The organism is Variovorax ureilyticus (assembly GCF_037889935.1).
In the GTDB taxonomy this organism is placed as follows: domain Bacteria; phylum Pseudomonadota; class Gammaproteobacteria; order Burkholderiales; family Burkholderiaceae_C; genus Variovorax; species Variovorax ureilyticus.
The window spans coordinates 151,312-177,485 of sequence record NZ_JBBKZU010000004.1 but is presented as its reverse complement, the minus strand read 5'-3'; the positions used below and the strand labels follow the sequence as shown (position 1 = coordinate 177,485).

The window sequence follows — 26,174 nt, the reverse complement described above, 5'->3', positions numbered from 1 at the left end:
CCCGGCGGAGCCGGTTCCGCGGGGTTTCGCGAACAAGAAAAGGCCCCTCGCGGGGCCTTTTCTCTTTTCTGTTTGCTGACATCTACTTGGGGCGGATCGCATCGGCAGTACCCTGGATGAAAGCCTTCAGCTTCTCGACATCTTCCTGAGTCAACTTGCCGGTGAAATCCGGCATGCCGCGCTCCATCGCCGGGCCCTTGAAGATGAACTTGTCGAGGTTCTCGATGAAGTTCGGGTCCATGTAGCCGAGGTTCGGGATGTTGCCGCCGCGATCGACGCCGGGCACGCCGTGGCAGAAGACGCAGTTGCTCACGTAGAGCATCGTGCCGGCCTCGGCCTTCGCCGGGTCGTACTTCACGCCCTGCAGCAGCTTGCCCATGCGGTATTCCACGAACTGGGGCTTCGGCGCGTTGCCGCCGACGGCGAAGGTGTAGACCGTGCCCGGCCCCTGCCGCTCGGTGGCGCGCTGCGCGAGGCCGTAGACGCCGCCCCAGCCCACCGCGACCGAGACGTACTGCTTGCCGTCGACCATGTAGGTCGCGGGTGCCGCAACCACGCCGGTGCCGGTGGGCGTTTCCCAGAGCTTCTCGCCGGTCTTGGCGTTGTAGGCGACGAGCCGCCCATCCGCCGTGCCCTGGAACACGAGGTTGCCGGCGGTGGTGAGGGTGCCGCCGTTCCATGGCGACACATGCTCGACACCCCAGACTTCCTTCTGCGCGATCGGGTCCCACGCGACCAGCCGGCCCATCGGCTTGCTCGCAGGGGGTTCGGCATTGGCGAACTTGGCGGTGTTCCAGCCCAACGCCGAATGCGGCCGGCCCGGCGCGTTCTCGTTGAACTTCCAGTCCTTGTCGTCCATCAGGTTCAGCGGCACATGCTGCGCCGGAAGGTAGGCCAGCCCCGTCTGCGGGTTGAACGACATGGGATGCCAGTTGTGCGCCCCGAACGGGCCTGGAATGCTGTCGTTCGGCTTGGTGCCGTCGCGCGCGGCGGCCACCTCGATCGGCCGGCCGTTCTTGTCATAGCCGGTCGCCCAGTTCACCTCCACGAAGTTCTTCGCCGAGATGAACTTGCCGTTGGTGCGATCGATGACGAAGAAGAAGCCGTTCTTCGGCGCATGCAGGATCACCTTGCGCGGCTTGCCGTCGATCTTGAGGTCGGCCAGGATCATCGGCTGGGTCGATGTGTAGTCCCAGTTGTCGCCGGGCGTCTCCTGGTAGTGCCAGACGTACTTGCCGGTGTCGGGGTTGAGCGCGACGATCGATGCGAGATACAGGTTGTCGCCGCCCTTCGGACTGCGCTGGCTGCGCGCCCAAGGCGAACCGTTGCCGGTCCCGACATACATCAGGTTGAGTTCGGGGTCGAAGGCGAAGGTGTCCCATGGGGTGCCGCCGCCGCCCGAGACCCAGTACTTGTTGCTCGGGTCCCAGGTCTTCGCGGCCTTGGCCATCGAGGCGTCTTCGAAGGGCTTGGACGGATCGCCGGGCACGGTGAACCAGCGCCACTTCTGCTCGCCGGTCGCGGCGTCATAGGCAGTGACGTAGCCGCGCACGCCGTACTCGGCGCCGCCGTTGCCGATGACGACCTTGCCCTTGAAGACGCGCGGCGCGCCGGTGATGGTGTAGGAGCGCGCGTGATCGATGAGCGTGTCCTTCTCCCAAGCCACCTTGCCCGTGGCCGCATCGAGCGCGATGAGGCGGCCGTCATAGGCGCCCACGTACACCTTGCCCTGGTAGATCGCCACGCCGCGGTTGACCACATCGCAGCAGCCCTTGAAGCCCTTGGCGCGATCGACCTTCGGATCGAAGGTCCAGAGCGCCTTGCCGGTGCGCGCATCGATCGCATGCACCACGCTCCACGACGCGGTGACGTACATGATGCCGTCGACCACCAGCGGCGTGGCCTCCACGCCGCGAGTCGATTGCAGGTCGTACGACCACACGAGCCCGAGGTCCTTCACGTTGGCCGCATTGACCTGGTCGAGCTTGCTGAATCGCGTCTCCGCATAGTCCAGGCCGTAGCTCGGCCAGTCGGGCGTCCTGGCCGCGTTGGCGCGGATGAAGCCCCCATCCACCTTCTGCGTCGCGGCCTTGATGTGCTCGGGCGAGCCCTTCGCGGGCTGAGCCACGGCGGTTGCTGCGCCCAGGCACAGCAACGCGCCCAGCGCCAGCGTGGCGTGCGTGTTGGTCATCGTGTCGTCTCCTTCGTTGTGAGCGAAGGATGGTCCGCCCGGGCGCTTTGTTCATCTTCGGGATTTCCCTAGACCCCGACTGTTCTATTGCGGAACAGATTCGACGTCTTTCCCCACTCTGGAGGCGGAAGTGCCCTTGTCGACGCGCAACCCGGCGGGGGGTCCCCGGCAGCTTTTCGCAAGGTCGCCCGCGGAGCGCGTGGCGCTGGCGCGGCGGCAGTTCTTCGAGGAGGGCGTGCGTCCTTCAGGGCTCGTTGGCGAAGCCGTCATCCAGTCGTGGATGCGGTGCGCCCGCATCCACGCGGACCGGCAGCGCGTGATCGCCTTCGATGCAGTGACGCCGAGCCGGCTGCACGCCACCATGGGCCGCAACCGCGAACTGCTCGACGCCGCACGGCAGGAACTGGTCGGCATGGAAAGCTCGCTCGCCGGTACCGACTGCCGCGTGCTGCTGACCGACGGGCAGGGCGTGATCGTGCATGTCACGCAGCACCCGGGGACGGCCGAACAGCCGATCCTGCGCAAGACTGCGCGCATCGGCGTGAACATCGCCGAAAGCGTGGTGGGCACCACCGCACCGGGCATCGTCGCGACCACCGGCCAGGCCTGCACCGTCGATGGCGCGGAGCACTACTTCGAGTACCTGTGCCACATGCAATGCGCGGCCGCGCCGATCCGCGATGTGCACGGGCAACTCGCCGGCGTGCTCGATCTCACGGTGGAAGCGCGCCGCTTCGGGTTCGACGCGGCATCGATGGTCGCGCTGTATGCGACCACGATCGAGAACCGGTTGATGCTCGCGCAGTCGCAGGACCGGCTGGTGCTGCACTTCCAGGCCAGTCCCGCGCTGCTTGGCACGCCCCTCGAAGCGCTCGCCGGCATTGCGCCCGATGGCACCGTGGCGTGGCTCAACGCGGCGGGCGCGCGCCTGATCGGCGGCGTCCCCGAGGCGGGGCCGTGCGATGTCGAGATGCTGTTCGGCCTCGACCTCGCTGCGCTGCTGCGCCTGACGCGCAGGGAAGCGGCGCAGCCCGTGCGGCTTGCCAGCGGACTCGGCGTGTGGTTGCAGGCGCGACTGCAGGGGCACGACGGCGTGGACTTCGGCCACGCGGTCGCCGTCGCCATGGCGCTGCCGGAAGAGAAGGCCGAGGCGGCGGGCGCGACCCCGCAGCAGGCGGTCGATGCCGCGCCATCGGCGCACGACGCAGATGGCACCCTGCGCGGACACAGCCGCAAGCTGATCGAAGACACGCTGGCCCTTCATGGCGGCAACGTCTCGCACGCCGCGCGCCAGTTGCGCGTGTCGCGCGGCACGCTGTATCGCCATCTCAAGAGTCTGCGAGAACGCGGCGCCGGCTGAGGCTTCAGGCCAGCGATTCCGCGCCAGCGGGGCGCACGCGCCGCGCCTGCGCGTCCGTGCGCACGGGGCGCAGGTATTCGTGCAAGGCCAGCGCGGCGGCGCCGACCGAGGGCGTCCACGCGCCATAGCGCGGCGAGCGGATCACCGGCGGCACGAGGCCCGCGCTCTGCGCGTAGTGCGCGACGGTGTCGATCGCGCCACGAAGAAACTCCGGATGGGCTTCGCACGATTTTCCGCCGACCACGATCGCGCGCGGCTCGAACGTCACCCAGAGGTTCTGGAGCAGCACGCCGAGGTAGCGCGCGGCACGAACTGTGTCGCCGCCCGCCTGCTCCAGCGCGCGCGAGCTGATGAAGGCCTCGGCGCAGCCCAGCCGGCCGCACGAGCATCGCGGCCCGTCGACCTGCAGCACCGTGTGTCCGATCTCGCCGGCCATGCCCTGCGCGCCGATGAAGAGCCGGTCGTTGAGCACGATGCCGGCGCCGACACCGACGTCGCAGCTCACGAAGATCAAGGGGTCCTCGCCCTCGCCGTCCGAGAACTCGAACTCGCCGAGCACCGCTGCGTCGGCATCGTTCTGGAGCTGCACCGCGACGTCCGGGACCTTTTCGCGCGCGAGCGCGCGCGAAAGTCGCGGCAGCAGGTCGACGTCGCGCCAGCCGAGGTTCGGCGCGAAGCGCACCACGCCGGTCGCATCGTGCACCGCGCCCGGCACGCCGACGCCGATGCCCGACAGCCGCAGTCCCGACGCGAGCAGATGACGATGGGCGGCCGCGACCATGCGCGCCACCTGCGCGCACACCACCGCAGGCGTGTGATCGGCGAGCGGCTGCGCATCGGAATGGAGCACGTCGCCCTGCAGCGAAACGCACACCACGCGCAGCACCTCGATCGCGATCTCGACCCCGACCAGCGCACGCACGCCGACGTTGATGTGCAGCGGCGTCGAAGGCCGCCCCATGCCGTCGCCGACCGAGGCGCCGGCCTCGTCGAGCCAGCCTTCGTCGAGCAGTTCGCGCACCAGCAGGCTGACGGTGGATTTGGTCAGTCCGCTTTCCGCCGCGAGGCGGGCACGCGAAAGGCCCGGCTGCGCACGCACCAGGCGCAGCAGCACGCTGCGGTTGATTCGCCGGACCAGTTGCTGGTCGCCCTTGGTCTTCATGCCGCGCCTAAGCCAGGTTCATGCCGAATGTTCCGCCTGCGCCTTACCCTCGGGGCGCTTGCCCGCGATGATCATTCCGAGCACCTCGTCCTCGGTCACGTCCGCGGTGCGGTAGGTGCCGACCAGCTTGCCGTTCTTCATCACCGCGAGCCGGTCGCTCAGGCCGAACACATCCGGCATGTCGTGGGTGATGAGGAAGATGCCGACCCCGTCGGCCTTCAGCTGCTTGACCAGCGCGCCGACCATCGCCGTCTCTTCCGGCCCGAGTGCGGCGCAGGGCTCGTCCATGATCAGGATGCGCGCGTTGAAATACAGCGCACGCGAGATCGCCACCACCTGCCGCTGGCCGCCGGACAGCCGCCGCACCGGCACGCGGATGTTGGTGAAGTTCTTGTTGAGCCGCTGGAAGACCTTGCGCGCCTGCCCTTCCATGAAGTGATCGTCGAGCGTGCGCCAGGGCGTGAGCTTCTCGCGGCCGAGGAAGAGGTTGGCGACCGAATCGAGGTTGTCCGCGAGCGCGAGCGTCTGGTAGATGGTCTCGATGCCCTGCGCCTGCGCTTCGGAGGGCGTGCGGATGTTGACCTTCTCGCCCGCGATCAGCGTGTCGCCCGAATCGATCGGATAGGCGCCCGCGAGCATCTTCATCAGCGTCGACTTGCCCGCTCCGTTGTGCCCGAGCAGCGCCACCACTTCGCCGGGATAGAGATTGACGCTGACGTCGTCCACCGCCTTCACGCCGCCGAAGGCCTTGCGGATGTTGCGCAGTTCGACCAGTGGCGCGTTCATGACGTTTCTCCGAAGCGCTTGCGATAAAGGACGTCGAAGACGACTGCGATGATCAGCACCTGCCCGATGATGACCATGCGCTTGCCGATCGGCACGTCGAGCAGCAGCATCCCGCTGTCGAGCGACTGCATGATGAGCGCCCCGAGCACCGAGCCGAGGATCGACCCGCTGCCGCCCGCGAGCGCGGTGCCGCCGATGACGGCCGCCGCGATCACGTAGAGCTCCATGCCGGTGCCGAGCGAATTGGTCCCGGCGTTGAGCCGCGCGATGGACACGATGGCCGCGATGGTCACCAGCACCGCGAGCAGCGCGAAGAGCATCAGCGTCACGCGCTTGACCGGAATACCCACCAGCGCGGCCGCATCCGGATTGCCGCCCATCGCGAACACGTAGCGACCGAAGCGCGTGCGATGCACGATGAACGACAGCGTGACCGCGACCGCTGCCCAGATCAGCACCGGGATTGGCATGCCCTGCGGCTCGGTCTTCGAGGCGATCTGGTAGCTGTTCATCGCCGCCGCGAAGGCGCACACGATCACCACCGGCACCGCGGTAAGCAGCAGCTCGATCCACAGCGGCTCGACCGGCATCTCGTGCCGCTGGCGCGCGCGGCGCTTCTGCAGCATGCGGGCGAAGAGGACGACACCGACGACCGCTGCGAGCACCCAGCTCGCGGTGGTGCCGATTCCGCCGTCGTAGCCGCCGCCCAGGCGCTGGAAGAACTCGTCGTTCACCGGCTGCGTCTTGCCGTCCGCCACCAGGAAGGCCGCACCGCGGAACGACATCAACCCGCCCAGCGTGACGACGAACGACGGCACGCCCAGCACCGCCGTGAGCCCGCCCTGGTAGAGCGACACCAGCAGCGCCACCGCCAGCCCCGCGAGGCTCGCCGCCGGCCACGACCACCCCGACGTGTACTGCAGGTAGGCCACCAGCACGCCGACGAAGCCCATCACCGAGCCGACCGAGAGATCGATGTGGCGGGCCACGATGATCAGCACCATCACCGTCGAGACGATGCCCACCACCGCGGTCTGCTGGGCGATGTTGTAGAGGTTCTCGGGCGACAGGAACACGCCGCCCGACATGACGTGGAACACGACCGCCATCACCACCAGCAGCACGCCCATCAGCAGCAGCCGGAGGTCGACGCCCGTGCGGCGCCAGAGAGAAGGAGACGATGTCATGGTGGTTGGACCTCAATGCGTGAAACACCGCGGAACCAGCTCCGCCGGGCCGCTGGTGTTGCCCCCTGCAAGGGGGTTGGCGTAGCGACACGGAGTGCGCGCAGCCTAGGGGTGGGGATCATTTGCAGGCAGCAGGGGCCTTGTCGGCCGGAACGCCCTTGCAGAGCTCGTCCTTCTTGATCCATCCGGCCTTCACGACCACGTCGAGGTTGTCGCGCGTGATCGGCACCGGCGTGAGCAGGCGCGACGAAAGGGGGATCTTCTTCTCGCCGGCGCTCCATTCGGCGGCCTTCTCGACCGGCTTGCCCTGCACCAGCGCGACGGCCGCGGAGGCGGCTTCGCGGCCGAGTTCGCGAGAGTCCTTCCATACGGTCACGGTCTGCGTACCGAGCGCCACGCGGTTGAGCGCCGCGAAGTCCGCGTCCTGCCCGGACACCGGAATGCCGCGGATGCCCTTGGCCGTGAGCGCCGCCACCGCGCCCCCCGCAGTGCCGTCGTTGGCCGCCACCACCGCATCGACCTTGTTGCCGACCTTGGTGAGGATCTGCTCCATGTTCTTCTGCGCGACTTCGGGCTTCCAGCCCTCGGTGTATTCGTCGCCGACGATCTTGATGTCGCCCTTCTTGACCGCCTCGTCGATCACCTCCTGCTGCCCGGCGCGCAGGAAGTTGGCGTTCGGGTCGGTCGGCGAGCCCTTGATCATCACGTAGTTGCCCTTGGGCTGGACCTTGTAGACCGCGCGCGCCTGCATGCGGCCGACCTCGACGTTGTCGAAGGTGATGTAGAAGACGCCGGGCGCTTCGATCAGCCGGTCGTAGGCCACCACGGGCACCTTCTGCTTGAGCGCCTTGTTGACGGCGGGGAGGATCGCGTCCTTGTCCATCGCCAGCACGATCAGCGCCTTGGCGCCCTTCGACATCAGGCCGTCGATGTCGCCGAGCTGCTTCTCCGGCGAGCCGCCCGCGTCGGCGCTGATGTACTTCGCGCCGAGCTTCTCGAGCTGCGCCTTGATCGCGGCCTCGTCGGTCTTCCAGCGCTCTTCCTGGAAGTTGGACCAGCTCACGCCCACCACGGTCTGGGCGCAGGCGCCGATGGCGGTCAATCCGAAGGCGAGAGTGGTCAGGGTACGGGCGAGCTTCATGCGGGTCTCCAGGCTTTGTGATGGATGGGTATGGCTCGGGACCGACCTGCCGCAACCATTGAACGGCAGTTAGTTCGAGTGCCGAACTAACTATCGCAGCGGTCCGTGGCGCGTGGCATCGGGACTATCCCTGCGGGTAAATGCGCTACTTTTGGATTGGTCACGACCGATACGATTTCCAGCACAACGCATGCCCCGCGCGGGCTGGAGACGATATGGAGACTGCAATCCCAGTGCCGGAGCGCATCGCGCTCTACCGCACGATGGTGCGAATCCGCGCCTTCGAGAACGCCGCCGAGGCGGCCAGCCAGGGCGGCGTCAGCGCCTACGGCCAACAGGCGGCAGGTGTCGCGAAGGTGCGCGGGCCCCTGCATCTCTCGACGGGACAGGAAGCCGTGCCGGCCGGCGTCTGCGCACATCTCACGCCAGTCGACTACCTCACCTCCACGCACCGCGGCCACGGCCACACGCTGGCCAAGGGTGCGGACCTCGTGCGCATGATGTGCGAGCTCTTCGGCAAGGCATGCGGCTTCAACGGCGGCAAGGGCGGCTCGATGCACATCGCCGATTTCTCGGTCGGCATGCTGGGCGCGAACGGCGTGGTCGCCGCAGGGTTGCCGATCGCGGTCGGCGCGGCGCATGCGCAGAAGCTGCTGAAGCAGGACGCGATCACCGTCTGCTTCTTCGGCGATGGAGCGATCAATCGCGGACCGTTTCTCGAATCGCTCAACTGGGCGCGCGTGTATGGGCTGCCGGTGCTGTTCGTCTGCGAGGACAACCGCTGGAGCGCCACCACCGCGAGCGGCCCCATGACCGCCGGCGACGGCGCTTCGGTGCGCGCGCAGGCGATGGACATCGCGGCGACGCAGGTCGACGGCAACGATGTCTTCGCGGTGCATGGGGCGGCGGGCAGGCTGGTGGCCGAGGTGCGCGCCGGAAGCGGGCCGCGCCTGCTGCACGCGCTGACCTACCGTGTGAAGGGGCACGTCTCGGTGGACCCTGCGGCCTATCGCGATCCGGCCGAGGTGGCCGCCGCGCTAGAAACCGATCCGATCGCGCATGCGCGCGCGCTCCTTGCGGGCGACATCGACGCGGCTTTGCTGGAGGCGATCGAAGACGAAGCGCACGCGGAAGTCGAAGCCGCGCTCGCCGCCGCCGATGCCGCGCCCTGGCCCGAGGCGAGTGCGGCCTTCAGCGACGTTCAAACCACCGGAGAAGGTCAATGGACATGATGGACATGGGCAGCGCCGCGGCAGGCGCCGGCGCACGCGCCGAATCGACCATCGAACTCAGCTACGCGGAGGCCGCCGCGCTGGCGGTACGGCGCGAGATGGAAGCCGATCCGCGCGTGGTCGTGCTCGGCGAAGACGTCGGGCGCGGCGGCATCTTCGGCCAGTACAAGGGCCTGCAGCAGCACTTCGGCAGCGAGCGCGTGATCGACACGCCGATCTCCGAAGCCGCGATCATGGGCGCCGGCGTGGGCATGGCGCTCGCCGGACTGCGGCCGGTGGTCGAGATGCGGGTGGTCGACTTCGCGCTCTGCGGCATGGACGAACTCGTGAACCAGGCGGCGAAGAACCGCTTCATGTTCGGCGGACAGGGCCGCGTGCCGCTGGTGGCGCGGATGCCGGGCGGCATCTGGGATGCCTCGGCAGCGCAGCACTCGCAGTCGCTGGAGGCGTGGTTCGCCCATCTCCCCGGTGTCGTCGTCGTGTGCCCGTCGACACCGCAGGACAACCATTCGCTGATGCGTGCGGCGCTGCGCTGCGGCGATCCGGTGGTCTACATCGAGCACAAGACCTTGTGGGGCACGCGCGGCGCGGTGGATCCGTCGCTGGACATTGCGCTCGGCCAGGCCGCGCGCGTGCGGCGCGGCAACGCGCTGACCCTGGTGAGCTGGAGCCGGCAGATGCACGTCTGCGCGGCCGCGTGCGACACGCTCGCGGCCGAGGGCATCGAGATGGATCTGATCGACCTGCGCACGCTCTGGCCGTGGGATCGCGAGACGGTGCTCGCTTCCTGCGCACGCACGGGGCGCCTGCTCGTCGTGCACGAGGCGGTGCAGGCCGCCGGTTTCGGCGCCGAGATTGCCGCCACGGCAGCCGAAGCGACCGGCTGCCGCGTCGCCCGCCTCGGCGCGCCGCGCATTCCGGTCGGCTATGCGCCGGTGCTCGAAGCGCAATCGCGCGTGAGCGCGGAGCAAATCGCGCGGGCTGCCCGATCGCTGCTGGGCTGACCATGACGCCCGCGCCGGAACCGGCCGATCTGCCGGACTCGGTCTTCTTCAAGCTCGTGCGCGTCGTGAACCTGACGGCGCGGCCCTTCCAGCAGCGCGTCGGGCGGCAGCATCAGCTCACGCTCAACGAATGGCGGACGATGGCGGTGCTGGGCACGCGGCCGGGCCTCACCGCCAGGCAGGTGGCGGATCTCACCGGACTCGACAAGATGGCGGTGAGCCGCGCGCTGGGAGGCCTGCAGCGCCACAAGCGACTGCATCGGCACGAGGACCCGACCGATCTGCGGTGCACGCGCCTGTATCTCAGCAGCGTCGGCAAGTCGCTCTTCGCGACCGTCAAGGCGCAGGCACGCCAGCGCGAGGCCGAGCTGTTCGCCGGGGTGGCGCCGGACGAACTCGGGCAGCTCGACGCGATCCTCGACAGGCTGATCGAATCGGTTGCGGACCGTGCCGACCGGCCCGCCTGAACCGGACCGGGCGACGGGGGTTTCCACCCGCGACGCGACGGGTGCTTCCCCTGTAAAAACCCTGCATTCGAACCCACAGGGAACCCCATGCCTCCATCCTTTCCGCTGCGCCGACGCACTGCGCTGAACCTCGCCGCATTGACTGCAGTCACCCTCGTCGCGGGTCCGGTTGCCGCGCAGTCCGGCTGGCCGAACAAGCCGGTGCGCATCGTCGTGCCGTTCGCGCCCGGCGGCACCACCGACATCCTTGCGCGCGCGGTCGCGCCCGAACTGTCGAAGGCCTTCGGCCAGCAGTTCATCGTCGACAACCGCGCGGGCGCGGGCGGCAACGTGGGCGCCGAGATCGTCGCGCGGTCGCCGAACGACGGCTACACGCTGCTGATGGGCACGGTCGGCACGCACGGCATCAACCGCGCGCTCTACCCCAAGCTGCCGTACGACCCGATCAAGGATTTCGCGCCGATCACGCTGGTCGCCGCGGTGCCGAACGTGATGGAGATGAATGTCGACAAGGCGAAGGCGCTGGGCATCAACAACGTCGCGGACTTCGTGAAGTACGCCAAGGCCAATCCCGGCAAGCTCAACATGGCGTCGAGCGGCAGCGGCACCTCGATCCACCTCGCGGGCGAACTGTTCAAGAGCATGACCGGCAGCTACATGACGCATATCCCGTATCGCGGCTCCGGCCCGGCGCTCATGGACATGGTGGCCGGCAATGCGGACGTGATGTTCGACAACCTGCCCTCGTCGATGCAGCAGATCAAGGGCGGCAAGCTCAAGGCGCTGGCCGTCACCAGCGCGAAGCGCTCCCCGGCCTTGCCCGACGTGCCGACCGTCGAAGAAGCTGGCGGGCCGCTGCTCAAGGGCTACGAAGCCAGCTCGTGGTTCGGCCTGCTCGCGCCCGCCGGCACGTCCCCGGACATCATCAACCGCATCCAGCACGAAGTCGCCAAGTCGCTGTCGACTCCCGCGATCAAGGAAAAGATGGAAGCCCAGGGCGCCATCCCGAGCGGCAACACGCCCGCCGAGTTCGCCAAGCTCATCGACAGCGAGCACGAAAAGTGGGCAAAGGTAGTGAAAGCTTCCGGCGCGAAAGTGGACTAAGACCCTGAAGCCAGAAACACCGCGGAACCGGCTTGGCCGGGCCGCCGGTGTTGCCCCCGGTCGGGGGTGGAGAGCGACACGAAGTGCGCGGGCCTGGGGGCGAGCCTGGCTAGACCTCCCAGGTCACGTCTTTCTTGTCGGCGAGGGAGTCCTTCAGCATGTGCAGCAGCGGCGCGCCACGCTGGCGGATGCCGATGTGGTGCTTCTCGGCCTCGTTGTCGTGGCCTTCGACGGCGTAGTCGTCGTCGTTGTGGACATTGGCCGCTTCGCGCTGCATGGCGGATTCGAGCGCCGCGATGGCCGCGGGCATCTGCTCCACCGTGATGACGCCCTTGGGCGCAGGCGCCTTGCCGATGATGTCGAACATCTGGCGCGCGTGCACTTCGAGCATCACGAAGGGTGGCGTCGCACGGGAGTTGAATCGATACAGCATGGTGCCTCTCTCTCTTACTTGTAGATGTAATCGCGGACAAACGGGTACTGCGACTGCGCGCCGCGGATCGTGCCGTCGTCCACCTTGCCGTCCGGCTTGGTGGAAAGCATCTGGTGCAGCGCAATCCAGCCCTGCTCGAAGCTCATTGCCGATCCCGCCAGATACAGGCGGTATGCGCGCAGGATGCGCTCGGCGTTCTCGCCTTGCTTGCCGCCGCTGCCCCTGAGCACTTCGCGCGCCTTGTCGAGCTGCGATTCGAGCGCGTCGGACCATGCCCAGAGCGTGCGCGCATAGTGCGGGCGCAGGTTCTCGGTGTCGACCATCTCCAGCCCAGCCGCGGCCGTCTCGCGCAGCACATGCGTCACGTGGAGGAGTTCGCCTCCCGGAAAGATGTACTTCTCGATGAAGTCGCCCATGCCGGCGCCGAGCTGCTTGTAGTCGAGCCCCCCCGACGTGATGCCGTGATTGAGCACCAGGCCGCCCGGCACGAGCAGCGAGTGGATCTTGCGGAAATACACCGGCATGTTGGCCGCGCCGACGTGCTCGAACATGCCGACCGACGAGATCTTGTCGAAAGGCTTGGCGGGGTCGAGCTCGCGGTAGTCACGCAGCTCCACGCGCACGCGGCCCTGGAGGCCCTTCGCTTCGATCAGCCGCTGCACATGCGCGTGCTGGTTCTTCGACAGCGTGATGCCGGTCGCGTCGACGCCATAGTGCTCGGCCGCCCACATCAGCAGGGCACCCCAGCCTGAGCCGATATCTAGAAAACGCTCGCCGGGCTTGAGCATCAGCTTGCGGCAGATGTGATCGAGCTTGGCTTCCTGCGCCTGGGCGAGCGTCATGTTCGCGTCACGAAAGTAGGCGCAGGAGTACGCGCGGCGCTCATCGAGCCACAGCGCGTAGAAGTCGTCGGAGACGTCGTAATGGAACTCGACCTGGCGGGCGTCCCTGCCGAGCGAGTGCGAGCCACGCGATTTGGCGCGCCGCTGCACGCGGCTCCACCAGGTGGTGTTGGTCTCGGCCGGGTTGCCCGGCAGCAGGCTGACGGTGGCGTCGATGAGATCTCGCATCGCGCCTTCGATCTGGACGCGGCCTTCGACATAGGCCTCGCCGATGGCGCCGACCTGCCGGGTCGCGAGCTTGGCGAGCGCGGACCACTCGGTGAAAGCCAGGGTGATGCGGGAACCGGGCTTGGCGACCTGCCGGCCGTCAGGCAGTTGCAGCGTGATGGGAACGGGCAGCGCGGAAAGCTGGGACTCGATCTTCGGCAACAGGCTTTGCATGTTACTGATTCTTGCGAGCGCACGCGGCCGCGTCAACTGGGGTCCTCGGGCAAACCCGGTGGCAACGTGGGTTGACACCAGATCGTTTATGTCTAAACTATTTATCCATGAATAGCTCAACCCCGAACCTTCACCGCGTGTTGTGCATCGGCGGCGGCCCCGCCGGCCTGTACTTCGCGCTCTTGATGAAAGCCCGGCATCCGGCCCTCGACATCACCGTGGTCGAGCGCAACCGCCCCTTCGACACCTTCGGCTGGGGTGTCGTGCTCAGCGACCAGACGCTCGACAACCTGGCCGCGGCCGATCCGGAAACGGCGAAGCTCATCGGTGGCGAGTTCCATCACTGGGACGACATCCAGGTGTTCTTCAAGGGCCGGCAGGTGCGCTCGGGCGGGCACGGCTTCTGCGGCATCGGCCGCAAGCGCCTCCTGAACATCCTGCAGGAGCGCTGCCTCGCGCTCGGCGTCAAGCTGGTGTTCGAGACCGACGTCACGGACGACCAGGCACTGGCCGCGCAGTACAACGCCGACCTCGTGATCGCAAGCGACGGACTCAACAGCCGTATCCGCCAGCGCTACGCGGATGTGTTCGACCCCGACATCGACCTGCGCCAGTGCCGCTTCGTCTGGCTCGGCACGCATCAGACCTTCGATGCATTCACCTTCGCGTTCGAAGAGACCGAGCACGGTTGGTTCCAGGCGCACGCCTACCAGTTCGACAACGACACCTCCACCTTCATCGTCGAGACGCCCGAGGAAGTCTGGAAGGCCCACGGCCTCGACAAGATGGAGCAGCCGGAGGCGATCGCCTTCTGCGAGAAGATGTTCGCAAAGTACCTCGGCGGGAACCCGCTCATCAGCAACGCGACACATCTGCGCGGTTCGGCCAACTGGATCCGCTTCCCGCGCGTCATCTGCAAGAACTGGACGCATCGCATCGACGTGAACGGCCGCAAGGTACCGGTCGTGCTCATGGGCGATGCCGCGCACACCGCGCACTTCTCCATTGGCTCCGGCACCAAGCTGGCGCTGGAAGACGCGATCGACCTCGCGAACGAGTTCGGCACCGGGCACGCCATCGACGAGGTGCTGACCGCCTACGAGGCACGCCGCAGCGTCGAAGTGCTCAAGATCCAGAATGCGGCGCGCAACTCCACCGAATGGTTCGAGAACGTCGATCGCTACACCGGCATGGAGATCGAGCAGTTCGCGTACTCGCTGCTCACCCGCTCGCAGCGCATCAGCCACGAGAACCTGCGCCTGCGCGACGCGACCTGGCTCAACGGCTACGAGCAATGGCTCGCTGGCGGAAAGCCGCTGCCTCCGATGCTCATGCCGCTGACGGTGCGCGGGCTCACGCTCAAGAACCGCATCGTGGTCTCACCGATGGCGACCTACAGCGCGGTCGACGGCGTGCCGCAGGACTTCCTGCTGGTGCACCTCGGCGCACGCGCGCTCGGCGGCGCCGGCATGGTCTTCGTCGAGATGACAAGCCCGACGCCCGAAGGCCGCATCACCCCCGGATGCACGGGCCTTTACAACGACGAGCAGCAGGCCGCGTTCAAGCGCATCGTCGATTTCGTGCACACGCAGTCGACCGCGAAGATCGCGATGCAGCTCGGCCACAGCGGGCCGAAGGGCTCGACACAGGTCGGCTGGGAAGGCTCCGACGAGCCGCTGCCCCAGGGCAACTGGCCGCTGCTCTCCGCCAGCGCCCTGCCCTACGGCGAACAGAACCAGACGCCGGCGCAGATGACCCGCGCAGACATGGACCTCATGCGCGACCAGTTCGTCGCCTCCGCGAAGCGCGCCGCGGAAGCGGGTTTCGACTGGCTCGAACTGCATTGCGCACACGGCTACCTGCTCTCGTCCTTCCTGAGCCCGCTGACGAACCTGCGCACGGACGAGTACGGCGGCAGCCTCGAGAACCGCCTGCGCTATCCGCTCGAAGTGTTCCGCGCCATGCGTGCCGCATGGCCGCAAGAGCGCCCGATGAGCGTGCGGATCTCGGCGCACGACTGGGCGCCCGGCGGCAACACCGCCGACGACGCGGTCGAGATGGCGCGCACCTTCAAGGAAGCCGGCGCCGACTTCATCGACGTGTCTTCCGGCCAGACCACGCGCGCCGCCAAGCCGGTGTATGGCCGCATGTACCAGACGCCGTTTGCCGACCGCATCCGCAACGAAGTCGGCATCTCGACCATCGCGGTCGGCGCGATCACCGATGCCGACCAGGCGAACAGCATCATTGCCGCGGGTCGGGCCGACCTGTGCGCCCTCGCGCGACCGCACCTCGCGGATCCGGCCTGGACGCTACACGAGACGGCCAAGCTGCAGAACCGCGACGTCGACTGGCCGAAGCAATACCTCAGCGGCCGCGACCAGATGTACCGCGAGATCGCCAAGCAGCAGCAACTCGCTGCGGCGATGGCGGCAGGACAGCGCCCGGCGGCCGAAGAAAGCCATTGATATGAGAAGCCCCCACGCTCATCACTTCGTGTGTCGCTGCCCCCAGAGGGGGCGCTCAGCGCCCTTCGGGCGGCCGGGCGGGCGCTGAGATGGACCTCGAAGCCCGAGCCCACAGCGAGCATCCGGAGGAACTGCGCCTCTGGCTGCGCCTGCTGACCTGCACCCAGCTGATCGAGAAGCAGGTCCGCAACGAACTGCGCGAGCAGTTCGCGACGACGCTGCCGCGCTTCGACCTCATGTCGCAGCTCGAGCGCGCGCCCGAGGGGCTGAAGATGAACGAGCTTTCGCGCCGCATGATGGTCACCGGTGGCAACGTCACCGGCATCACCGACCAGCTCGTGTCGGAAGGCCTCGTGGAGCGGGTCGACGTAGAAGGCGATCGCCGCGCCTGGCGCGTACGCCTCACGTCTCGAGGACGCAAGCTCTTCAACGAGATGGCCCAGCAGCACGAAGCCTGGATCTGCGAAGCGTTCTCCGCGCTGAACCCGAAGGAGATCGCGCAACTTCACAAGCTGCTCGGCAAGGTCAAGCAGCACTCACATCAACAATTGGCGGAGGCTCTATGAAGCACTACATCGGCGCGGACAATCCCATGCGCGCCCAGTTCGATCCGAAGGCGGGCTACCAGGCCAAGCATTTCTCCTGGTCATTCGAGGACGGCGTCGGCACGGTCACGCTCAACCGGCCCGAGCGCAAGAACCCCCTGACTTTCGATTCGTATGCCGAGCTGCGCGACCTGTTCCGCGCGCTGTACTTCGCCACCGACGTGAAGTCGATCGTCGTCACCGGCGCGGGCGGCAACTTCTGCTCGGGCGGCGACGTGCACGAGATCATCGGCCCGCTGACGAAGATGCAGATGCCCGAACTGCTGGAATTCACGCGCATGACCGGCGACCTGGTGAAGGCGATCCGCCATTGCCCGCAGCCGATCGTCGGCGCGATCGACGGCGTCTGCGCGGGCGCGGGCGCGATGATCGCGCTGGCTTGCGACATCCGCTATGGATCGCCGTCGACGAAGACCGCCTTCCTCTTCACGCGCGTCGGGTTGGCGGGCGCCGACATGGGTGCCTGCGCGCTCCTGCCGCGCGTGATCGGCCAGGGCCGCGCGTCGGAACTGCTGTTCACCGGCCGCGCGATGAATGCCCAGGAGGGGCTCGCGTGGGGCTTCTTCAATGCACTGCATGAAGGCGATGCGCTGCTCGATGCCGCGACCGCGATGGCGCGCGAACTCGCGCAGGGGCCGACGTTCGCGCATGGCATGACGAAGACGATGCTCTCGCAGGAATGGGCCATGACCATCGACCAGGCCATCGAGGCCGAAGCGCAGGCCCAGGCGATCTGCATGCAGACCGAGGACTTCAAACGCGCGTTCGAGGCCTTCGCGGCCAAGCGCAAGCCGGTGTTCGAAGGAGACTGATCGATGGCCGCCTCCTCTGTCGATCCCTCCACGACACACCTCGCGCTGCCCTTCTTCGACGAAGCGCATCGCGCGCTCGCACGCGACCTGCTGCCGTGGGCGCGCGCGCAGTCGGTGGACGAGCGCGACGATCGCGCCGCCTGCCGCGATTGGGTGCGCCGCCTCGGCGATGCCGGTTGGCTGCGTTACTGCGTGCCCGCCGCATCGGGTGGCGCGCTTGAGCGTCTCGACTCGCGCGCGCTGGTGCTGTTGCGCGAGACGCTGGCGTTCCATTCGCCGCTCGCCGATTTCGCCTTTGCGATGCAGGGCCTCGGCAGCGGCGCGATCACGCTCGCCGGCACCGCCCTGCAGCATGCGAACTACCTGGCTCCCGTGGGTCGCGGCGACAAGATCGCGGCCTTTGCGCTGAGCGAGCCGGACGCCGGCTCCGACGTGGGCGCGATGGCCATGCGCGCCGAGCCCACCGCGGACGGCTGGCGCCTGACCGGCGAGAAGACCTGGATCAGCAACGGCGGGCTCGCGGACTTCTACTGCGTGTTCGCCAAGACCGACCCGACCGCCGGTTCGCGCGGCATCACCGCCTTCATCGTCGATGCCAGGACGCCGGGCCTGGACACCTCATCGCACATCGACGTGATGGCGCCCCACCCGCTCGCCACGCTGCGCTTCGACGGCTGCGTGGTTCCGCGCAGCGCGCAGCTCGGCGAACTGAACGGCGGCTTCAAGCTGGCCATGCGCACGCTGGACATCTTCCGCGCCTCGGTCGCGGGTGCCGCCCTGGGCATGGGACGCCGCGCGCTTTCGGAAGCCGTCCGGCACGCGCAAAAGCGAAAGATGTTCGGACAGACGCTGGCCGACTTCCAGCTCACGCAAGCCAAGCTCGGCGAGATGGCGGCCCTGATCGACGCCGGCGCGTTGCTGACCTATCGGGCGGCCTGGATGCGCGACGACAGCGAGCATCGAGGCGAGCCCGCCGTTGGCGATCTGACCGCCGCCGCCGCGATGGCCAAGATGACCGCCACCGAGAACGCCAGCCGGGTGATCGACATGGCGCTGCAGATGCATGGCGGCCTGGGCGTCAAGGTGGGCACCAAGGTCGAAAGCCTCTATCGCGACATCCGCTCGCTGCGCATCTACGAAGGTGCGACGGAGGTTCAGCAGCTCATCATCGGCAAGTCCGTCTTGCGCCCGGCGCCGGGCCGCCCCAAGACGGACGACGCCCCCTCGGGGGGCGGCGACGACGCGAAGCGCGGAGCGTCGGGGCAGAAGGACCAGCCATGACCGCAAGTGCGCAAATCGACCGCTTCGTGCACGACCGGCTGCCGCCGGCCGACCAACTGCCGATCTTCCGGTACGACCTGCCCGAGCTTCAGCTGCCTGATCAGGCGAACCTGGTCGAGGAGTTGCTCGACAAGGCGGCCGACAGAGGTTTCGCCGACAAGCCGATGTTGCGCTCGCCGGTGCGGACGCTGACGTATGCCGAGGCCGCCGTGGAGGTCAACCGGATCGCGCAGGTGCTCACCGAGGACCTGCGGCTGGTGCCCGGCAATCGCGTGCTGTTGCGTGGCGGCAATTCGATCGCGATGGCACTGGCGTGGCTGGCAGTGGTCAAAGCCGGCATGATCGCGGTCGCGACCATGCCGCTGCTTCGGGCCAAGGAGCTCGGCGAGATCCTGGAGAAGTCGCAGCCTTCGGCCGCGCTGTGCGACGGAAAGCTTCTCGACGAGTTGCAGACGGCACAGCAGGCGCATCCTGTTCTGAAGACGATCGTCGCGTTCAACCAGCCGGACGCGCCGGATTCATTGTCGGCACGGGCGGCGTCGAAGAGCGGGGTGTTCAAGGCATGCCCCACGTCCGCGGACGACATCGCGTTGCTGGCTTTCACCTCGGGGACGACCGGCAAGCCGAAGGCACCGGTCACGACGCATCGCGATGTGCTCGCGATGTGCCAGACCTGGCCTCGCCACATCCTGCGCGCCCGCAGCGACGACATCGTGATCGGCTCGCCGCCGCTGGCCTTCACGTTCGGCCTGGGCGGCCTGCTGATCTTCCCGATGTGGGCCGGTGCCTCGGTGTATTTCCACGATGGCCCGTACTCGCCGGAATCGATGGTCCAGGTCATCCGGAACGTCGGCGCCACGATCTGCTACACCGCGCCGACCTTCTATCGGCAGATGGCTGCGTTCGCGAAACAGCACGGCGTGCCGAGTCTTCGCATCAGTGTCAGCGCCGGCGAAGCACTCCCCGACGCGACGCGGCAGATGTGGAAGCAGGCGACCGGCATCGAGATGCTCGACGGCATCGGCGGCACCGAGGTGTTTCACATCTACATCTCGGCTGCCGGCGACGAGGTGCGCCGAGGCGCGGTCGGCAAGGCGGTGCCGGGCTTCACCGCCAGGATCGTCGACGACGACGGCAACGAGGTGCCGCGCGGAACGGTCGGCAAGTTGGCCATCATCGGGCCGGTGGGTTGCCGCTACCTCGACGACCCGCGCCAGGCCAACTACGTCAAGAAGGGCTGGAATTACCCCGGCGATGCGTTCGTGGAGGACGAGGACGGCTACTTCTTCTATCAATCGCGCGCCGACGACATGATCGTCACCGCGGGCTACAACGTCGGCGGCCCCGAGGTCGAAGACGCGCTGCTCAAGCATCCTGCGGTGGCGGAGTGCGGCGTCATCGGCAAGCCGGACGAGGAGCGCGGGATGATCGTCAAGGCGTTCTGCGTGCTCAAGCCGGGGCACGCCGGCGATGCGGCGCTGGTCAAGGCGCTGCAGGACCACGTGAAGGCAACCATCGCCCCTTTCAAATATCCCCGTGAAGTCGCGTTCGTGGCGAACCTGCCGCGCACCGAAACCGGAAAACTCCAACGATTCAAACTGAGGCAACTCCCATGATCAAGTTTCTCCAACCCCCTGGCTGGGCCCCTCCGAAGGGCTATGCGAACGGCGTGGCCGCACGCGGCACCATGGTCTTCGTCGGCGGACAGATCGGCTGGAATGCACAGCAGCAATTCGAGTCCGACGACTTCATCGAACAGACGGGCCTGGCCCTGCGAAACATCGTCGAAGTCCTGCGCGAAGCCGGCGCCGGCCCCGAGCACATGGTGCGCATGACCTGGTACGTGACCGACCGCGATGAGTACAACAGGCGCCTCTCCGAACTCGGCCCGGTGTACCGGGACGCGATGGGGCGCAACTTCCCTGCGATGACGTGCGTGCAGGTGGCGGCGCTGGTAGAAGCTCGCGCCAAGGTCGAGATCGAGGTGACTGCCGTCGTGCCGGACTGAGCCCCCGGCTCGCGCACTGCGTGTCTCTCTCTTGCGATTGCCAGAGGCGGCTGGTGTTCGGGCTGCGCAGGTAGGCGCGTAGCTGCGGCTCTCGGCCCCTTCAAGGGCAACGTCAGCGGCCCGGCGGAGCCGGTTTCTCGACGTGTGCAGTCGACGGTTCGACGGAACACATCGAATCGCAGAAAAGAAAAAGCCCACCGAAGTGGGCTTTTTTCAATTCAGCGGCGATCTTTTGAATCGCCGGAAATTTGGTTGCGCGAGCAAGATTTGAACTTGCGACCTTTGGGTTATGAGCCCAACGAGCTACCAGGCTGCTCCATCGCGCGGCAGACAGAAATTATAGCTTATTCCGCAGCGGCTTGCTCGTCGGAAGCCTCAGAAACTTCAGGGCGATCGACCAACTCGACGAGTGCCATGGGGGCGTTGTCACCCACGCGGAAACCCATCTTCAGAATGCGGGTGTAGCCACCAGGACGAGCCTGGTAACGCGGGCCGAGTTCACCGAAGAGCTTCACGACGCTGTCGCGATCGCGCAGGCGGTCGAAGGCGAGGCGCTTGTTGGCAACCGTCGGCTTCTTGGCGAGCGTGATCATCGGCTCGATGACCCGACGCAGTTCCTTGGCCTTCGGGACCGTGGTCTTGATGACTTCGTGCTCGATGAGCGAATTCATCATGTTCTGCAGCATCGCAAGGCGGTGCGAGCTGGTGCGGTTGAGTTTGCGGAGTCCGTGTCCGTGACGCATGGTGCTTTTCCTTTACCTTATAAGAACAGGCAGCCGTGTCAGGTACTGCCCGGTGCACAGGCCCAAGCGGGCCAATTCAAAAAATCAACGCTTATCCAGGCCAGCCGGCGGCCAGCTTTCGAGCTTCATGCCCAAGGTCAGGCCGCGCGAGGCAAGCACTTCCTTGATTTCGTTGAGCGACTTGCGACCCAGGTTCGGGGTCTTGAGCAGCTCGTTCTCGGTGCGCTGGATCAGGTCACCGATGTAGTAGATGTTTTCCGCCTTCAGGCAGTTCGCCGAACGGACCGTGAGTTCGAGCTCGTCGACCGGGCGCAGCAGGATCGGATCGAACTGCTGGGCACTGCGCGGTGCCGGTGCATCGAACGCGGCGAGTTCGCCACCTTCGAGCTGCGCGAACACGGCGAGTTGCTCGACCAGGATCTTTGCCGAAGCGCGAACTGCATCTTCGGCGGTGATCGCGCCGTTGGTCTCGATTTCGACCAGCAGCTTGTCCAGGTCGGTGCGCTGTTCCACACGCGCGCTTTCGACGGTGTAGCTCACGCGCTTGACCGGCGAGAACGACGCGTCCAGAACGATGCGGCCGATCGACTTGGTCGGCTCGTCGGCATAGCGGCGCATCGTGCCCGGCACGTAGCCACGGCCCTTCTCGACCTTGATCTGCATGTCGAGCTTGCCGCCCTGCGACAGGTGAGCGATCACGTGGTCGGGATTGATGATCTCGACGTCGTGGGGCGTCTGGATGTCCGACGCGGTGACGGCGCCTTCGCCATCCTTGCGCAGGCTCAGCGTGACTTCATCGCGGTTGTGCAGCTTGAACACCACGCCCTTGAGGTTCAGGAGGATGTTGACCACATCTTCCTGCACGCCATCGATGGACGAGTACTCGTGCAGCACGCCTGCGATGGTGACTTCCGTCGCCGAATAGCCGACCATCGAAGACAGCAGAACGCGACGCAGCGCGTTGCCGAGCGTATGGCCATAGCCGCGCTCGAATGGCTCGAGCGTGACCTTCGCGCGGTTGGGCGCGAGTTGCTCGACCTGGATGGTCTTGGGTTTCAGCAGGGTGGTTTGCATGCAGACTTCCTCTCAATACCCCCGGCTCGTTACACCGGTAAGGCTGGTGAAGTGCCCGGCGACGTTCTCGCCGGGAACAAAAAAACACAAGGACGGGCCGCGCAAAGCGCGGCACGTTATCGTCCGTTTACCTCGAATACAGTTCGACGATCAGCGACTCGTTGATGTCCGAGGCGAATTCGTCGCGATCCGGCACCTTCTTGAACGTGCCTTCGGCCTTGTCGGCATTCACTTCGACCCAGGCCGGCATGCCGACTTGCTGAGCCAACTGGAGTGCTTCGACGACGCGGTTCTGCTTCTTCGACTTATCGCGGACAGCGATCACGTCGCCGGTCTTGACCAGGTACGACGGGATGTTCACGGACTGGCCATTGACCGTGATCGCCTTGTGCGACACGAGCTGGCGGGCTTCCGCGCGTGTCGAGCCGAACCCCATGCGATAGACGACGTTGTCCAGGCGCGATTCGAGAATGAACAGCAGGTTGGCGCCCGTGTTGCCACGGCGGCGGTCAGCTTCTTCGAAGTAGCGGCGGAACTGCTTCTCGAGCACGCCGTACATGCGCTTGACCTTCTGCTTTTCGCGCAGTTGCAGACCGAAGTCCGAGGTGCGCTGACCCGAAGTGCGGCCGTGTTGGCCGGGCTTGGAGTCGAACTTGGCCTTGTCCTGGATCGAACGACGGGCGCTCTTCAGGAACAGGTCGGTGCCTTCGCGGCGGGAAAGTTTGGCCTTGGGGCCGAGGTAGCGTGCCACTTGATCTTCCTTTGTTCATCTGCCGCAGCGGACTGCGGGAGCCATCAGCGTGGGCCGACGGCGGTGGGCTTGTTAAAAAACAAAATGCGCAGCCGCCGTGAAGCGGTCTGCGCCGAACGCCATCGCCTTAGATGCGACGACGCTTCTGCGGACGGCAGCCGTTGTGCGGCACCGGGGTCACGTCGGCAATGGAGTTGATCCGGATGCCGAGCGCGGCCAGCGCGCGCACCGACGATTCGCGACCCGGGCCGGGGCCCTTGATCTCGACGTCGAGGTTCTTGATGCCTTGCTCGACCGCAGCGCGGCCGGCGACTTCAGAGGCCACCTGCGCAGCGAACGGCGTCGACTTGCGCGAACCCTTGAAGCCCTGACCACCCGACGAAGCCCACGACAGGGCGTTGCCCTGGCGGTCCGTGATCGTGATGATCGTGTTGTTGAACGAAGCGTGCACGTGCGCGATGCCGTCCGCGACGTTCTTGCGAACCTTCTTGCGAACGCGTTGTGCGGCGTTGTTGGCAGGAGCTTTAGCCATGCTGGTCTATCCTTATTTCTTCAGGGACTGCGCAGCCTTGCGCGGACCCTTGCGAGTGCGGGCGTTGGTGCGCGTACGCTGGCCGCGCATCGGCAGGCCGCGACGATGACGGAAACCGCGGTAGCAGCCGATGTCGATCAAACGCTTGATGTTCATCGTCGTTTCGCGGCGCAGGTCGCCTTCGATCGTGAAGAGCGCGATCTGGTCGCGGATCTTCTCGAGATCGGCGTCGGTCAGATCCTTGATCTTCTTCGAGTACTCGATGCCGCTCGCTTCGCAGATCTTGCGAGCGCGCGTGCGACCGATGCCGAAGATGGCCGTCAGGCCGATTTCAGCGTGCTTGTGCGGCGGAATGTTGATGCCAGCAATACGTGCCATGTGCGTCCTCTAGTACTCTATCAATCAACCCTGGCGCTGCTTGTGGCGCGGGTCGGAACAGATCACACGCACCACACCCTTGCGGCGGATGATCTTGCAATTACGGCAGATGGTTTTGACCGAAGCCGAAACTCTCATTTCTTTCTCCTAAAACTCTTCAACCCGGCGACTCATTTCGCCCGAAACACAATGCGCGCCCGGCTCAAGTCGTAGGGCGTCAACTCAACGGTGACTTTGTCACCTGGAAGGATGCGGATGTAGTGCATCCGCATCTTTCCGGAAATATGACCAAGAACGATGTGCCCATTTTCGAGCTTCACCCTGAATGTCGCGTTGGGAAGGTTCTCCAGAACCTCTCCTTGCATCTGGATGACATCGTCCTTCGACATCTCATACCTACGAGGTCTTGAAGTTCGCCTTCTTGAGCAGGGACTCGTATTGCTGAGACATCATGTAGTTCTGCACCTGGGCCATGAAGTCCATCGTGACCACCACGATGATCAACAGGGAGGTGCCGCCAAAATAGAACGGCACGTTGTACTTCAGGATCAGGAACTCCGGCAGCAGGCAGACGAAGGTGATGTACACCGCGCCAGCCAGCGTGAGGCGAACCAGGATCTTGTCGATGTACCTCGCGGTCTGGTCACCCGGACGAATGCCCGGGATGAACGCGCCACTCTTCTTCAGGTTGTCTGCGGTCTCGCGGCTGTTGAAAACCAGCGCCGTGTAGAAGAAGCAGAAGAACACGATCGCGCTGGCGTACAGCAGAACGTAGATCGGCTGACCCGGATGCAGGGCACTCGCAATATCGCGGATCCAGCGCGAGCTCTCACCGGTGCTGAACCAGCCCACGATGGTGGTCGGCAGCAGGATGATCGACGACGCGAAGATCGGCGGGATCACGCCGGCCATGTTCAGCTTGAGCGGCAGGTGCGACGACTGGCCGCCGTACACCTTGTTGCCCACCTGGCGCCGCGCATAGTTCACGAGGATCTTGCGCTGGCCACGTTCCACGAACACCACGAAGTAGGTCACCAGAACGACCACTGCCACGATGAACAGTGCCACCAGCACGTTCATGGCGCCAGTGCGAACCAGTTCGAGCAAGCCGCCGATCGCATTCGGCAGGCCGGCAGCGATGCCGGCGAAGATCAGGATCGAGATCCCGTTGCCGAGGCCCCGTTCGGTGATCTGCTCGCCGAGCCACATCAGGAACATCGAGCCGGCGGTCAGGCTGATCATCGCGGTGAGGCGGAAACCGAACCCGGGGACCAGAACGAGACCCGGCGAGGACTCGAGCGCAACGGCAATGCTGAACGACTGGAACAGCGCCAGAGCCAGCGTCCCGTAGCGGGTGTACTGGGTGATCTTGCGGCGGCCCGCCTCGCCTTCCTTCTTCAATTGCTCGAAGGTCGGAAGCACGTAGGTCATCAACTGCATGATGATCGACGCGGAGATGTAAGGCATGATGCCCAACGCGAACACGGTGAAGCGCGACAGCGCCCCGCCCGAGAACATGTTGAACAGGCTCAGGATGCCGCCCTGCTGCCCCTGGAACAACTGCGCCAGTTGGTCCGGGTTGATGCCGGGCACCGGGATGTGAGCCCCGACGCGATAGACCACGAGAGCGAGCAGCAAAAAGACAAGCCGGCGACGCAGGTCACCGAACTTGCCAGTTTTTGCGAGCGTTGCCGCGTTGGTTGCCACGAAGAACTTCTTTCAGTCCGTTTGTTCAGGCAATGCTGCCACCGGCGGCTTCGATCGCCGCCTTGGCGCCGGCCGTCGCACCAATACCCGTCAGCTTGACGGCCTTGGTGATCTCACCCGACTTCACGACCTTGACGACCTTGGCGATCTGACCCACCAGGCCGGCCTGCTTGAGAGCCAGCACGTCGACTTCCGCCAGGCCCAGCTGTTCCAGCGAGGCGAGCGTCACTTCAGCGTTGAACTTCAGCAGGTGCGACTTGAAGCCGCGCTTCGGCAGGCGGCGCTGCAGCGGCATCTGGCCGCCTTCGAAGCCCACCTTGTGGAAACCGCCCGCGCGCGACTTCTGACCCTTGTGACCGCGACCCGCGGTCTTGCCAAGGCCGGAGCCGATGCCGCGGCCGACGCGGCGCTTGGCGTGCTTGGCGCCAGCTGCCGGCTTGATGCCATTGAGTTCCATATGCGTCT

The 26,174-nt window shown here is 66.2% G+C and carries 27 protein-coding genes and 1 tRNA gene; 11 read left to right on the top strand and 17 right to left on the bottom strand.

Translation table 11 applies throughout. The features are described from left to right. Nucleotides 1–82: 82 nt before the first annotated feature. Nucleotides 83–2,191 carry a PQQ-dependent dehydrogenase, methanol/ethanol family gene (locus tag WKW77_RS11060; RefSeq protein ID WP_340356881.1) on the bottom strand — a complete coding sequence of 703 codons (2,109 nt, stop codon included), beginning with the start codon at nt 2,189–2,191 and terminating at the stop codon, nt 83–85. Nucleotides 2,192–2,327: 136 nt separating this feature from the next. Here WKW77_RS11060 and WKW77_RS11055 point away from each other — a divergent pair, with 136 nt between their 5' ends. Continuing rightward, on the top strand, nt 2,328–3,551 hold the full coding sequence (locus tag WKW77_RS11055) for a helix-turn-helix domain-containing protein (RefSeq protein WP_340356880.1): 1,224 nt from the start codon (nt 2,328–2,330) through the stop codon (nt 3,549–3,551). Nucleotides 3,552–3,555: 4 nt separating this feature from the next. On the opposite strand, the gene WKW77_RS11050 is transcribed toward WKW77_RS11055, so the two are convergent. The 4 genes from WKW77_RS11050 to xylF all read right to left on the bottom strand — a co-directional run bounded on the left by WKW77_RS11050 (nt 3,556) and on the right by xylF (nt 7,827). Then, nucleotides 3,556–4,713 carry an ROK family transcriptional regulator gene (locus tag WKW77_RS11050; protein WP_340356879.1) on the bottom strand — a complete coding sequence of 386 codons (1,158 nt, stop codon included), beginning with the start codon at nt 4,711–4,713 and terminating at the stop codon, nt 3,556–3,558. 18 nt (nt 4,714–4,731) lie between these two features. Then, a complete protein-coding gene (locus WKW77_RS11045) occupies nt 4,732–5,499 on the bottom strand; it encodes an ATP-binding cassette domain-containing protein (RefSeq protein WP_340356878.1) in 768 nt (255 codons plus the stop codon). Beyond that, on the bottom strand, nt 5,496–6,686 hold the full coding sequence (locus tag WKW77_RS11040; RefSeq protein ID WP_340356877.1) for a sugar ABC transporter permease: 1,191 nt from the start codon (nt 6,684–6,686) through the stop codon (nt 5,496–5,498). The genes WKW77_RS11045 and WKW77_RS11040 overlap by 4 nt, the downstream gene beginning before the upstream one ends. 118 nt (nt 6,687–6,804) lie before the next feature. Beyond that, nucleotides 6,805–7,827, bottom strand: a complete 1,023-nt coding sequence (xylF, locus tag WKW77_RS11035; RefSeq protein ID WP_340356876.1) for a D-xylose ABC transporter substrate-binding protein — start codon at nt 7,825–7,827, stop codon at nt 6,805–6,807. Between the two features lie 215 nt (nt 7,828–8,042). Between xylF and WKW77_RS11030 the strand changes: the two genes are divergently transcribed. The 4 genes from WKW77_RS11030 (at nt 8,043) to WKW77_RS11015 (ending at nt 11,634) form a co-directional block, all read left to right on the top strand. Then, nucleotides 8,043–9,059 carry a thiamine pyrophosphate-dependent dehydrogenase E1 component subunit alpha gene (locus tag WKW77_RS11030; protein WP_340356875.1) on the top strand — a complete coding sequence of 339 codons (1,017 nt, stop codon included), beginning with the start codon at nt 8,043–8,045 and terminating at the stop codon, nt 9,057–9,059. Beyond that, nucleotides 9,056–10,063, top strand: coding sequence for an alpha-ketoacid dehydrogenase subunit beta (locus WKW77_RS11025; RefSeq protein ID WP_422823179.1), 1,008 nt, complete (start codon nt 9,056–9,058; stop codon nt 10,061–10,063). Before WKW77_RS11030 ends, WKW77_RS11025 begins: the two co-directional genes overlap by 4 nt. Before the next feature lie 2 nt (nt 10,064–10,065). Further along, on the top strand, nt 10,066–10,530 hold the full coding sequence (locus tag WKW77_RS11020) for a MarR family winged helix-turn-helix transcriptional regulator (RefSeq protein ID WP_340356874.1): 465 nt from the start codon (nt 10,066–10,068) through the stop codon (nt 10,528–10,530). 87 nt (nt 10,531–10,617) lie between these two features. Further along, nucleotides 10,618–11,634 (top strand): Bug family tripartite tricarboxylate transporter substrate binding protein, encoded by a 1,017-nt coding sequence (locus WKW77_RS11015; protein ID WP_340356873.1) that lies wholly within the window; start codon nt 10,618–10,620, stop codon nt 11,632–11,634. 109 nt (nt 11,635–11,743) lie between these two features. Here the strand turns inward: WKW77_RS11015 and WKW77_RS11010 are convergent, their stop codons facing one another. Both WKW77_RS11010 and WKW77_RS11005 read right to left on the bottom strand, forming a co-directional pair. Then, nucleotides 11,744–12,067: a DUF1840 domain-containing protein gene (locus WKW77_RS11010; RefSeq protein WP_340356872.1), complete on the bottom strand. Its 324-nt coding sequence runs from the start codon at nt 12,065–12,067 to the stop codon at nt 11,744–11,746. 14 nt (nt 12,068–12,081) lie between these two features. Next, complete coding sequence (locus WKW77_RS11005) at nt 12,082–13,350, bottom strand: class I SAM-dependent methyltransferase (RefSeq protein ID WP_340356871.1); 1,269 nt, start codon at nt 13,348–13,350, stop codon at nt 12,082–12,084. A 107-nt stretch (nt 13,351–13,457) separates the two neighbouring features. On the opposite strand from WKW77_RS11005, the gene WKW77_RS11000 reads away from it, so the two are divergent. From WKW77_RS11000 to WKW77_RS10975, 6 genes are all read left to right on the top strand, one after another. Further along, on the top strand, nt 13,458–15,818 hold the full coding sequence (locus WKW77_RS11000) for a bifunctional salicylyl-CoA 5-hydroxylase/oxidoreductase (protein ID WP_340356870.1): 2,361 nt from the start codon (nt 13,458–13,460) through the stop codon (nt 15,816–15,818). 89 nt (nt 15,819–15,907) lie between these two features. After that, entirely contained in the window at nt 15,908–16,384 is a 477-nt protein-coding gene (locus tag WKW77_RS10995; protein WP_340356869.1) for a MarR family winged helix-turn-helix transcriptional regulator, read from the top strand. Continuing rightward, nucleotides 16,381–17,235 carry an enoyl-CoA hydratase family protein gene (locus WKW77_RS10990; protein ID WP_340356868.1) on the top strand — a complete coding sequence of 285 codons (855 nt, stop codon included), beginning with the start codon at nt 16,381–16,383 and terminating at the stop codon, nt 17,233–17,235. Before WKW77_RS10995 ends, WKW77_RS10990 begins: the two co-directional genes overlap by 4 nt. Before the next feature lie 3 nt (nt 17,236–17,238). After that, nucleotides 17,239–18,516: an acyl-CoA dehydrogenase family protein gene (locus tag WKW77_RS10985; RefSeq protein WP_340356867.1), complete on the top strand. Its 1,278-nt coding sequence runs from the start codon at nt 17,239–17,241 to the stop codon at nt 18,514–18,516. After that, nucleotides 18,513–20,132, top strand: coding sequence for an AMP-binding protein (locus WKW77_RS10980; protein ID WP_340356866.1), 1,620 nt, complete (start codon nt 18,513–18,515; stop codon nt 20,130–20,132). Before WKW77_RS10985 ends, WKW77_RS10980 begins: the two co-directional genes overlap by 4 nt. Further along, on the top strand, nt 20,129–20,524 hold the full coding sequence (locus WKW77_RS10975) for a RidA family protein (RefSeq protein ID WP_340356865.1): 396 nt from the start codon (nt 20,129–20,131) through the stop codon (nt 20,522–20,524). The genes WKW77_RS10980 and WKW77_RS10975 overlap by 4 nt, the downstream gene beginning before the upstream one ends. 249 nt (nt 20,525–20,773) lie before the next feature. Here the strand turns inward: WKW77_RS10975 and WKW77_RS10970 are convergent. The 10 genes from WKW77_RS10970 to rplO form a co-directional block, all read right to left on the bottom strand. Then, nucleotides 20,774–20,850: transfer RNA gene (locus WKW77_RS10970), tRNA-Met, on the bottom strand. An 18-nt stretch (nt 20,851–20,868) separates the two neighbouring features. Continuing rightward, nucleotides 20,869–21,267, bottom strand: coding sequence for a 50S ribosomal protein L17 (gene rplQ / locus WKW77_RS10965; protein ID WP_340356864.1), 399 nt, complete (start codon nt 21,265–21,267; stop codon nt 20,869–20,871). A gap of 84 nt (nt 21,268–21,351) precedes the next feature. Next, a complete protein-coding gene (locus tag WKW77_RS10960) occupies nt 21,352–22,341 on the bottom strand; it encodes a DNA-directed RNA polymerase subunit alpha (protein ID WP_093162415.1) in 990 nt (329 codons plus the stop codon). Between the two features lie 127 nt (nt 22,342–22,468). Further along, nucleotides 22,469–23,092 carry a 30S ribosomal protein S4 gene (gene rpsD / locus WKW77_RS10955; RefSeq protein ID WP_340356863.1) on the bottom strand — a complete coding sequence of 208 codons (624 nt, stop codon included), beginning with the start codon at nt 23,090–23,092 and terminating at the stop codon, nt 22,469–22,471. A gap of 127 nt (nt 23,093–23,219) precedes the next feature. Beyond that, the gene (rpsK, locus tag WKW77_RS10950) at nt 23,220–23,624 is read right to left on the bottom strand and encodes a 30S ribosomal protein S11 (RefSeq protein WP_009124825.1); all 405 of its coding nucleotides are present in this window, start codon (nt 23,622–23,624) and stop codon (nt 23,220–23,222) included. Between the two features lie 12 nt (nt 23,625–23,636). Then, nucleotides 23,637–24,002, bottom strand: coding sequence for a 30S ribosomal protein S13 (rpsM, locus tag WKW77_RS10945; protein ID WP_093162412.1), 366 nt, complete (start codon nt 24,000–24,002; stop codon nt 23,637–23,639). A 24-nt stretch (nt 24,003–24,026) separates the two neighbouring features. Further along, a complete protein-coding gene (rpmJ, locus tag WKW77_RS10940; RefSeq protein ID WP_068641696.1) occupies nt 24,027–24,140 on the bottom strand; it encodes a 50S ribosomal protein L36 in 114 nt (37 codons plus the stop codon). A 32-nt stretch (nt 24,141–24,172) separates the two neighbouring features. Then, a complete protein-coding gene (gene infA, locus WKW77_RS10935) occupies nt 24,173–24,391 on the bottom strand; it encodes a translation initiation factor IF-1 (protein WP_086919801.1) in 219 nt (72 codons plus the stop codon). Nucleotides 24,392–24,398: 7 nt separating this feature from the next. Further along, the gene (secY, locus tag WKW77_RS10930; RefSeq protein ID WP_340356862.1) at nt 24,399–25,709 is read right to left on the bottom strand and encodes a preprotein translocase subunit SecY; all 1,311 of its coding nucleotides are present in this window, start codon (nt 25,707–25,709) and stop codon (nt 24,399–24,401) included. Nucleotides 25,710–25,734: 25 nt separating this feature from the next. Continuing rightward, nucleotides 25,735–26,166 (bottom strand): 50S ribosomal protein L15, encoded by a 432-nt coding sequence (rplO, locus tag WKW77_RS10925; RefSeq protein ID WP_340356861.1) that lies wholly within the window; start codon nt 26,164–26,166, stop codon nt 25,735–25,737. Nucleotides 26,167–26,174 lie beyond the last annotated feature (8 nt).

Bases quoted from the DNA above. Each gene is read 5' to 3' on its own strand.
- WKW77_RS11060 (WP_340356881.1), bottom strand. From the start codon at position 2,191: ATGACCAACACGCACGCCACGCTGGCGCTGGGCGCGTTGCTGTGCCTG.
- WKW77_RS11050 (WP_340356879.1), bottom strand. From the start codon at position 4,713: ATGAAGACCAAGGGCGACCAGCAACTGGTCCGGCGAATCAACCGCAGC.
- WKW77_RS11045 (WP_340356878.1), bottom strand. From the start codon at position 5,499: ATGAACGCGCCACTGGTCGAACTGCGCAACATCCGCAAGGCCTTCGGC.
- WKW77_RS11040 (WP_340356877.1), bottom strand. From the start codon at position 6,686: ATGACATCGTCTCCTTCTCTCTGGCGCCGCACGGGCGTCGACCTCCGG.
- xylF (WP_340356876.1), bottom strand. From the start codon at position 7,827: ATGAAGCTCGCCCGTACCCTGACCACTCTCGCCTTCGGATTGACCGCC.
- WKW77_RS11030 (WP_340356875.1), top strand. From the start codon at position 8,043: ATGGAGACTGCAATCCCAGTGCCGGAGCGCATCGCGCTCTACCGCACG.
- WKW77_RS11025 (WP_422823179.1), top strand. From the start codon at position 9,056: ATGATGGACATGGGCAGCGCCGCGGCAGGCGCCGGCGCACGCGCCGAA.
- WKW77_RS11020 (WP_340356874.1), top strand. From the start codon at position 10,066: ATGACGCCCGCGCCGGAACCGGCCGATCTGCCGGACTCGGTCTTCTTC.
- WKW77_RS11015 (WP_340356873.1), top strand. From the start codon at position 10,618: ATGCCTCCATCCTTTCCGCTGCGCCGACGCACTGCGCTGAACCTCGCC.
- WKW77_RS11010 (WP_340356872.1), bottom strand. From the start codon at position 12,067: ATGCTGTATCGATTCAACTCCCGTGCGACGCCACCCTTCGTGATGCTC.
- WKW77_RS11005 (WP_340356871.1), bottom strand. From the start codon at position 13,350: ATGCAAAGCCTGTTGCCGAAGATCGAGTCCCAGCTTTCCGCGCTGCCC.
- WKW77_RS11000 (WP_340356870.1), top strand. From the start codon at position 13,458: ATGAATAGCTCAACCCCGAACCTTCACCGCGTGTTGTGCATCGGCGGC.
- WKW77_RS10995 (WP_340356869.1), top strand. From the start codon at position 15,908: ATGGACCTCGAAGCCCGAGCCCACAGCGAGCATCCGGAGGAACTGCGC.
- WKW77_RS10990 (WP_340356868.1), top strand. From the start codon at position 16,381: ATGAAGCACTACATCGGCGCGGACAATCCCATGCGCGCCCAGTTCGAT.
- WKW77_RS10985 (WP_340356867.1), top strand. From the start codon at position 17,239: ATGGCCGCCTCCTCTGTCGATCCCTCCACGACACACCTCGCGCTGCCC.
- WKW77_RS10980 (WP_340356866.1), top strand. From the start codon at position 18,513: ATGACCGCAAGTGCGCAAATCGACCGCTTCGTGCACGACCGGCTGCCG.
- WKW77_RS10975 (WP_340356865.1), top strand. From the start codon at position 20,129: ATGATCAAGTTTCTCCAACCCCCTGGCTGGGCCCCTCCGAAGGGCTAT.
- rplQ (WP_340356864.1), bottom strand. From the start codon at position 21,267: ATGCGTCACGGACACGGACTCCGCAAACTCAACCGCACCAGCTCGCAC.
- WKW77_RS10960 (WP_093162415.1), bottom strand. From the start codon at position 22,341: ATGCAAACCACCCTGCTGAAACCCAAGACCATCCAGGTCGAGCAACTC.
- rpsK (WP_009124825.1), bottom strand. From the start codon at position 23,624: ATGGCTAAAGCTCCTGCCAACAACGCCGCACAACGCGTTCGCAAGAAG.
- rpsM (WP_093162412.1), bottom strand. From the start codon at position 24,002: ATGGCACGTATTGCTGGCATCAACATTCCGCCGCACAAGCACGCTGAA.
- rpmJ (WP_068641696.1), bottom strand. From the start codon at position 24,140: ATGAGAGTTTCGGCTTCGGTCAAAACCATCTGCCGTAATTGCAAGATC.
- infA (WP_086919801.1), bottom strand. From the start codon at position 24,391: ATGTCGAAGGACGATGTCATCCAGATGCAAGGAGAGGTTCTGGAGAAC.
- rplO (WP_340356861.1), bottom strand. From the start codon at position 26,166: ATGGAACTCAATGGCATCAAGCCGGCAGCTGGCGCCAAGCACGCCAAG.